General features: G+C 61.3%; 9 protein-coding genes. 6 read left to right on the forward strand and 3 right to left on the reverse strand.

Annotated elements, in window-relative coordinates; genetic code table 11:
- The 6 genes from EN884_RS19230 to EN884_RS19255 form a co-directional block, all read left to right on the forward strand.
- Positions 1–295, forward strand: a 295-nt coding sequence (locus EN884_RS19230; protein ID WP_281034832.1) for a FixG Ig-like domain-containing protein, incomplete at its 5' end; no start/stop codon positions are given.
- Positions 292–789 (forward strand): FixH family protein, encoded by a 498-nt coding sequence (locus EN884_RS19235; protein ID WP_128360682.1) that lies wholly within the window; start codon positions 292–294, stop codon positions 787–789. The genes EN884_RS19230 and EN884_RS19235, both read left to right, overlap by 4 nt.
- Positions 786–3,074: a cation-translocating P-type ATPase gene (locus tag EN884_RS19240; RefSeq protein ID WP_128360683.1), complete on the forward strand. Its 2,289-nt coding sequence runs from the start codon at positions 786–788 to the stop codon at positions 3,072–3,074. The genes EN884_RS19235 and EN884_RS19240 overlap by 4 nt, the downstream gene beginning before the upstream one ends.
- Positions 3,071–3,226: a cbb3-type cytochrome oxidase assembly protein CcoS gene (gene ccoS, locus EN884_RS19245; protein ID WP_013524995.1), complete on the forward strand. Its 156-nt coding sequence runs from the start codon at positions 3,071–3,073 to the stop codon at positions 3,224–3,226. The genes EN884_RS19240 and ccoS overlap by 4 nt, the downstream gene beginning before the upstream one ends.
- Positions 3,227–3,409: 183 nt before the next feature.
- Positions 3,410–4,516: a copper-containing nitrite reductase gene (nirK, locus tag EN884_RS19250; protein ID WP_013524994.1), complete on the forward strand. Its 1,107-nt coding sequence runs from the start codon at positions 3,410–3,412 to the stop codon at positions 4,514–4,516.
- Positions 4,517–4,568: 52 nt separating this feature from the next.
- Positions 4,569–5,438, forward strand: coding sequence for an SUMF1/EgtB/PvdO family nonheme iron enzyme (locus EN884_RS19255; protein WP_013524993.1), 870 nt, complete (start codon positions 4,569–4,571; stop codon positions 5,436–5,438).
- A 35-nt stretch (positions 5,439–5,473) separates the two neighbouring features.
- Here the strand turns inward: EN884_RS19255 and EN884_RS19260 are convergent, their stop codons facing one another.
- The 3 genes from EN884_RS19260 to EN884_RS19265 all read right to left on the reverse strand — a co-directional run.
- Complete coding sequence (locus EN884_RS19260) at positions 5,474–5,992, reverse strand: cytochrome b (RefSeq protein WP_128360684.1); 519 nt, start codon at positions 5,990–5,992, stop codon at positions 5,474–5,476.
- A gap of 251 nt (positions 5,993–6,243) precedes the next feature.
- A complete protein-coding gene (locus EN884_RS40280) occupies positions 6,244–6,582 on the reverse strand; it encodes an NnrS family protein (protein ID WP_348632988.1) in 339 nt (112 codons plus the stop codon).
- A partial coding sequence (locus EN884_RS19265) for an NnrS family protein (RefSeq protein ID WP_348632989.1) occupies positions 6,477–7,145 on the reverse strand: 669 nt, incomplete at its 5' end. The genes EN884_RS40280 and EN884_RS19265, both read right to left, overlap by 106 nt.

Raw genomic sequence — 7,145 nt, forward strand, 5'->3', positions numbered from 1 at the left:
CGGCTACACCGTCAAACTGCTCAACATGATCCCCGAGCCGCGGATCATTGTTGTCACCATGCAGGGCTTGCAAGGAGGCGAAATGAGCGTGGTCGGGGACGACATCAAGGCGGGTCGCTCCTTTGCCATCCCGGTCGAGCCCGATCGCCTGAAAATGCTGAAGGTCTTCGTGCGCCAGCCGGCCGACCAAATCCGTGGCGCAGCGCAAACCTTCACGTTCCGTGTCGAGGACAAGTCGAGCTTCGAGGCGGACGAATACACCGCCACCTTCAACGCGCCGGAGATCGCCAGATGACCGCTAACGCTGAAAAAACCCGCGAATTCACCGGCAGGCACATGCTGTTCACCATCCTTGCCTTCTTCGGCGTGGTCAGCGCGGTCAATCTGACGATGGCCACGCTCGCCAACACCAGTTGGACCGGCCTTGTCGTCGAGAACACCTATGTGGCGAGCCAGCAATTCAACAAGAAGGCCGAGGAGGGTCGCGCGCAAGCAGCCCTTGGCTGGACCGGCAGGCTGACCATCGCATGGGGCGAAGTTCGCTATGGCCTCACCGACGCCGCCGGCAAGCCGGTTCCCTTGCATGGCGTCAAGGTGCTGTTTCGCCATCCCGCCTACGAGAAAGAGGACAAGGCGGTCAACCTCGCCCTCGCCTCCGGCCAGGAATTCGCAGCCCAGCACATGCCGAAGGATGGCGTCTGGATCGTCGAAGTCGACGCTGACGCCGGTCTGGCCGAGCCCTACCGCGAAGTCCGCAGGATCATGATTTCCCATGGAGCGCTGAAATGAGTTGTTGTGCACCGGGCGCCGAAATGGCGCTTGATCTGGGCAGCACCACGTCGGTCCTGCCGTCTAGTCAAGAGATCAGGCTGGCGAGCCGATCGCTTGGAGATGATCTCCGCCAAACCGATCTTTCGGTGCCGAGCGTTCATTGCGCAGCTTGTATCCAGACGATCGAGACGGCGTTGGGAACGCTCGATCGCGTCGAGAGCGCCCGCGTCAACCTGTCGACGAAACGGGTCTCGGTCCGCTGGCGTGGCGACGAGGTTCCACCGTTCGTCGCCGCGCTTGGACGGCTCGGCTACCAGGCGCATCTCTTCGCCCCCGAGATTGATGAAAAGGACAGGACGCTTTCGGAGTTGATCCGCGCCGTCGCGGTTGCCGGGTTCGCGGCGGGCAATATCATGCTGCTTTCGGTCTCTGTCTGGTCCGGGGCCGAAGGGGCTACCCGCGACCTGTTTCACTGGGTCTCCGCATTGATCGCCATCCCAGCGCTCGCCTTCGCCGGCGGCATCTTCTTCCGCTCGGCCTGGAATGCACTGCGCCACGGCCGCATGAACATGGACGTGCCGATCGCGGTCGGAGTGTCGCTCGCTTACGCCATGAGCCTCTATGAGACGATCAACCATGGCGACCACGCCTATTTCGACGCGTCGGTTTCGCTGCTTTTTTTCCTTTTGATCGGCAGGACGCTGGATCACGTGATGCGCGAACGTGCCCGCACCGCGGTGAAAGGCCTGTCGCAGCTGGCCGCACGCGGCGCCATGGTGCTGCGCGGCGATGGCGCGCGCGACTATCTGCCGGTTGGCGAGATCGAACCGGGGATGCAGCTGCTGATCGCGGCCGGTGAAAGGATCCCCGTCGACGGCAAGATCATCCACGGAGCGTCTGATCTCGACTGCTCGCTGGCCTCAGGCGAAAGCGCGCCGAAAAACGTGGCGCCGGGCGAAGCCGTGCAGGCCGGCGTGCTCAATCTTACCGGCCCGCTGACGATCGAGGCGACCGCCGCCGCGAAGGATTCGTTCCTCGCCGAAATGGTTCGGCTGATGGAAGCCGCAGAGGGCGGTCGCGCGCACTATCGCCGCATCGCTGATCGCGTGTCGGCACTCTACGCGCCCGTGGTTCATCTCACCGCCTTCGTGACATTCCTGGGTTGGATGGCGGCGACGGGCGACTGGCACCGGGCGATGACGATCGCCATTGCCGTTCTGATCATCACCTGCCCGTGCGCGCTCGGCCTCGCCGTACCGATCGTTCAGGTGGTCGCCGCGCGGCGTCTGTTCGAGAACGGCATCATGGTCAAGGACGGTTCGGCCATGGAGCGCCTGGCGACGATTGATAACGCAGTGTTCGACAAGACCGGAACGCTCACGCTCGGACAACCCCGGCTCCTCAATGCATCGTCGATCGATCCGGCCATGCTGGCAATCGCGGCAGACATGGCCGCGCACTCGCGTCACCCGTTTTCAAAGGCCATAACCGGCTTTGCCGCTCCTGGCGGGCAACACAAATTCGATGCCGTCACAGAGCATCCGGGGTTCGGGATCGAAGCCACTGTCGCCGGAAGCATCTGGCGGCTGGGTCGACGCGGATGGGCTGGATGGAAGGCCCGGACCGGTGGTGAAGGCAACCATGGCTATGGCGGAACGGTGCTGACAAAAGACGGGTTCATTGTCGCGACCTTCGATTTCGAGGATGCGCTGCGCGCCGACGCGGCGGCGGCGATCAAGCGATTGAACGATACTGGGGTGTCGATGCAAATGCTGTCGGGCGATACCGCAGGTGCCTGCGGTGAAGTTGCAAGAATGCTGGGTGTCGAGGACTTCGTTCCGTGCCTGCTGCCGTCGGGCAAGGTCGAGCGCATCGAGACCCTGGCGAAAGACGGACACAAGGTTCTGATGGTTGGTGACGGCCTCAACGACACGCCTGCACTGAGCGCGGCGCATGTCTCGATCGCACCGGCCACCGCCGCCGACATTGGCCGCAATGCGGCCGACTTCGTATTCCTGCGCGAAAGCCTTCTGGCTGTGCCTCTCGCGCTGGATGTCTCGCGCAAGGCGGGACACCTGATCCGCCAGAACATCGCGATTGCGATCGTCTACAATGCCGTCGCCGTGCCGATCGCCATCCTGGGCCACGTCACGCCTCTTATCGCAGCGATCGCCATGTCCGCTTCATCGCTGCTCGTGATCGGAAATGCGCTGCGTCTGCAGAGTTCCAGGCCAAGTTCGCCGGTGAAAAATGTTCGGCGCGACAGGCGTTCCGATATCACCAAATTGGCCCAATCCTCATGACAACCCTTGCCTACCTCATACCTGTGGCCCTCTTTCTTGGCGCGCTTGGCCTGGGGGGGTTCCTGTGGGCTTTGAAGAGTGGCCAGTACGAAGATCTCGACGGCGCCGCCGAGCGGATCCTTATCGATCGGGAAGACAAGATCGGCAGATAGCGAAGTGCTGGCAAAATAACCGGACCACGACCGTCTCCACCTTGACTATGACGCGCCAGATCGGTGTCCGAGAATCTTAGGTCTCCAAAATGAACTCCACCAATTTGCGCCAGCGCAAAGAAACGCTGCGTCAGGTCAGCTAGGTTCTGCTCATCCGCAACGGTTGAGAGATAGGAGACTGACATGATCACGCGACGTGAAGCTCTGTTCGGGGCAGCGATCGGCGCTGCCGCCGTGGCAGCACTACCTGCATTTTCGGCACCTGTGACAAAGGCGGACATTCGAGGGCTCGCCCGCGAAAAGATCAAGCTCGTGGCACCGCCGTTCGTCCATCCGCACGATCAGGTCGCCAAGGGTGGACCCAAGATCGTCGAGTTCACCATCACGATCGAGGAAAAGCCTCTTGTCATCGACGCCGACGGCACGACGCTCAATGCGATGACCTACAACGGCTCGATCCCCGGCCCGCTGATGGTCGTTCATCAGGACGACTATCTCGAGCTGACGCTCATCAATCCCGACACCAACTCACTCGCCCACAACATCGACTTCCACGCCGCGACGGGCGCTCTGGGTGGTGGCGGTCTCACGCTGATCAATCCCGGCGAACAGGTGACCTTGCGCTTCAAGGCGACGCGGACGGGAACGTTCGTCTACCACTGCGCACCTGGTGGCGCGATGATCCCTTGGCATGTCGTCTCCGGCATGAGCGGCGCAATCATGGTGTTGCCGCGCGATGGGCTCAGGAACGACAAGGGCGAGCCGGCCAGATACGACAAGATCTTCTACATCGGCGAGAACGACTTCTATATTCCGCGCGACGAGAAGGGCAATTTCAAGAGCTACGAATCTGCCGGCGACGGTTACGATGACATCGTCAAGGTCATGCGCGGGCTGATCCCGACGCATGTCTTGTTCAACGGCAAGGTAGGTTCCCTGACCGGCGACAACGCCATGAAGGCGAAAGTCGGCGAGACCGTGTTGATCGTCCATTCACAGGCCAACCGCGATACCCGGCCGCATCTGATAGGCGGTCACGGCGACTATGTCTGGGAACAGGGCAAATTCGCCAACCCGCCGGCCAAGGACCTGGAAACCTGGTTCATCCGTGGCGGCTCGGCGGGCTCGGCGCTGTATACGTTCCTGCAGCCAGGTGTCTACGCCTACGTGAATCACAATCTGATTGAGGCCGTGGAACTCGGAGCGACCGCTCACTTCATGGTCGAAGGCGAGTGGGATGCCGACCTGATGACGCAGGTCGAGGCGCCCAAACCCATAGCCACCAACTGACGGCACTCGAAAATGCCCGGACGGCGCCGCTGTCCGGGCAAGGACAAAAGCCATGTCTCTTTTCATCCTGAAGGTCCTGCCGGTCGCCCTGGCCGCCGCTGCTGTTCCGGTAGGGCTCTCGCTAGAGGCGGTCTTTGGAGATCGACAATCCCACCCCATCGCTATGACGGTTGTCTTGCTTTCCGGTTCGATCATCTATCCGACTCCGGGCGAGTTCCTGAAAGAGGGACGCCCGCAAGGCAACCCCCGCCTCGAGCGGCAACTCGACAGACCTCTCGAAATCATGGCCTACCAGGTCGGCGCGGCCGACTATGCGGACTGCGTGTCGGCTGGTGGCTGTCAGCCAGCTCAGGAGACGCGCGCGATCCCAAGCAAAGCTCCCGTCACCGGAGTAAGCTATCTCGATGCGAATGCCTACGCCCGGTGGTATTCGGAAGTGACCGGCGACCAATGGCGACTGCCATCCGACGAAGAGTGGGCCTTTGCCGCTGCTGAGCGGTTCGCAGGCGAATTCGAGGGTGTCGAAAACGACGCCACCAACCCCGCCAGACGATGGCTCACCAGCTACAAGGCCGAGGTGGACCTCAATCGCAAACCGGACCCGATGCCCAAGAGCCGTGGCTCGTTTGGTTTCAATTCCCTGGGCCTTGCCGACTTTTCTGGCAACGTCTGGGAGTGGACTTCGACCTGCTATGTCCGCACCACGTTGGCTGCGGATGGAAGCGGTGTTGCGAGTTCGGTCGACAATTGCGGTGTCCACGTCCTTGAAGGGCTTCACAGAGCCTACATGTCGAACTTCGTCAGTGACGGAAAAAGCGGAGGCTGTGCCGTCGGTACGCCTCCCGACAATCTGGGATTCAGGCTGGTGCGAGACCGCTCTGGCTGGGCGAGCGATCTGCTCTCTCACCTGAGAATAATCTGACCGTCAGCGCCGTCGGATCTTAGTATCGGCGGCGGCTACAAACGTGACGGACCCGCTTGTCGACCGGGCGACAGCATCCGCTTCAGTGTGCCATCGCGAAGCCAGTACTGGTGGAACAGTGCCGCCACGGCATGGACCGAAATCAGGACGACAAACACTGGCTTGTTGAGGGAATGGATGTCGCCCCATGGGTCGCCAATGTAGTCAGCCTGCTGTCCCACAATGGGCGTTAAAAGCAAGAGCAGATAGAAAAGGCCGTGTGAACCACGTGCGGCGATCCGCATCCAGCCAGGTCCGCTTTCTGCAGGCTCAGGCGCACCGGAAACTACACGCATTAGCAACCGGATCAGCACGAGTGCCAGGGTCGAAATTCCTATCCAGTAATGGGCAGAGCCCAATGCCTGATCGCCTGACGAGACGGCGGCTCCATCTTCGGCAGCATCGACCACGGTTGTCATGCTCTCGCCAAAGAACAGTTGGAATAACACCAGCGCAGCTATGATCCAATGAAGCGCAATCTGGGAAGTTGAGTAGCCAATTCTGGTTTCCGTCATTTGATTTTCCTGACGTTTAACAGCTGCGTGATCGCGATACTGAATAGCCAGGGAACATCGACATAATTTGGCTCGAATCCTCCCGGAATTGTGGCTGCAACCTTACGCATTTGTAAGGCGATGGGGACGTCGAACAGCCGTCCGCGGCCCTCGCCTCGTGGAGGCACCGGCCACGTCCCTCGTCCGGATTATAGTTTTAGCCTCACAGTGTCTGAGCTTGTGGGGCAGCGTCACATCATCCCCTCAGATCGCTACTTGGCCTTCGGCGTCGTCAAGGCCACGCCGTAGGCTAGGAGAAAGCCAGCAAAGGCCAGAACCCATGCAACGCCGGCGACATTGACGATCGCGTCCTTAGGGAGAAAAACCGCAAGGATTCGTGACAAGGCAGCGATCAGGATCGCCGCGAAGACAACAATGGTTTGCAGTCCGGCCCGTAGTTGCCGGCCGGTATGGCCAAGCGTGGCGCGGGCCATCACTGCGACCGTCATTGACCCGACGGCGCCGACGCCGAACGCATGCAGCCCGGCAGCGACCGGTACGATTGCGGGCAAAAGGATCGACGCCGAAACCAACGCAAAACCGACGGGCACGAAAGCATATGCAAGGTGGAGATGAGCACGAGCGGATCCCGCAATGTCCGTTCGCCAGCCCAGCGCGACAGACGCCACACCTGGCAGATTGCAGCGACGGCCATAAGCATTCCTGAGACGCGGTTGTGGGGGGCGAACGTCCACGCTCCCAGCGCGATAGCTGAGATGGCTATCGATGCGATGTCAAAACGGCCGAACGGTGCAGGCAGCTTGCCAGGATTTTCCCGGGCGAGCCAGTTGCGTGTGAAGCTCGGAATGATACGCCCACCGATCAGCGAGATGAGTACGATCCCCGCAGCCATACCGAGCCTGCGGCTGATGTCGGATGTGCCTTGAAGGTGCGCCTCGAAATGGAACATGCCGTTGGCGCACGCCATCACGACAAGCGGCAGCAGCACCTTGAGGTTGCGCCAGTTGCGTCCGGCGATGATTTCGCGGGCGGCGGCGGCAGCCACCACAAACAGAAATGAGCCATCGATCACCGCGGCTGCTTGCCAGCCGATGTCGGTCGAGAAGTAGACAGCGGCGCGCCCGGCAAGCCACAGGACGACCAGCGCCAGCAG

It is taken from the genome of Mesorhizobium sp. M7A.F.Ca.AU.001.01.1.1, from assembly GCF_004022735.1.
Classification (GTDB): Bacteria; Pseudomonadota; Alphaproteobacteria; order Rhizobiales; family Rhizobiaceae; genus Mesorhizobium; species Mesorhizobium ciceri.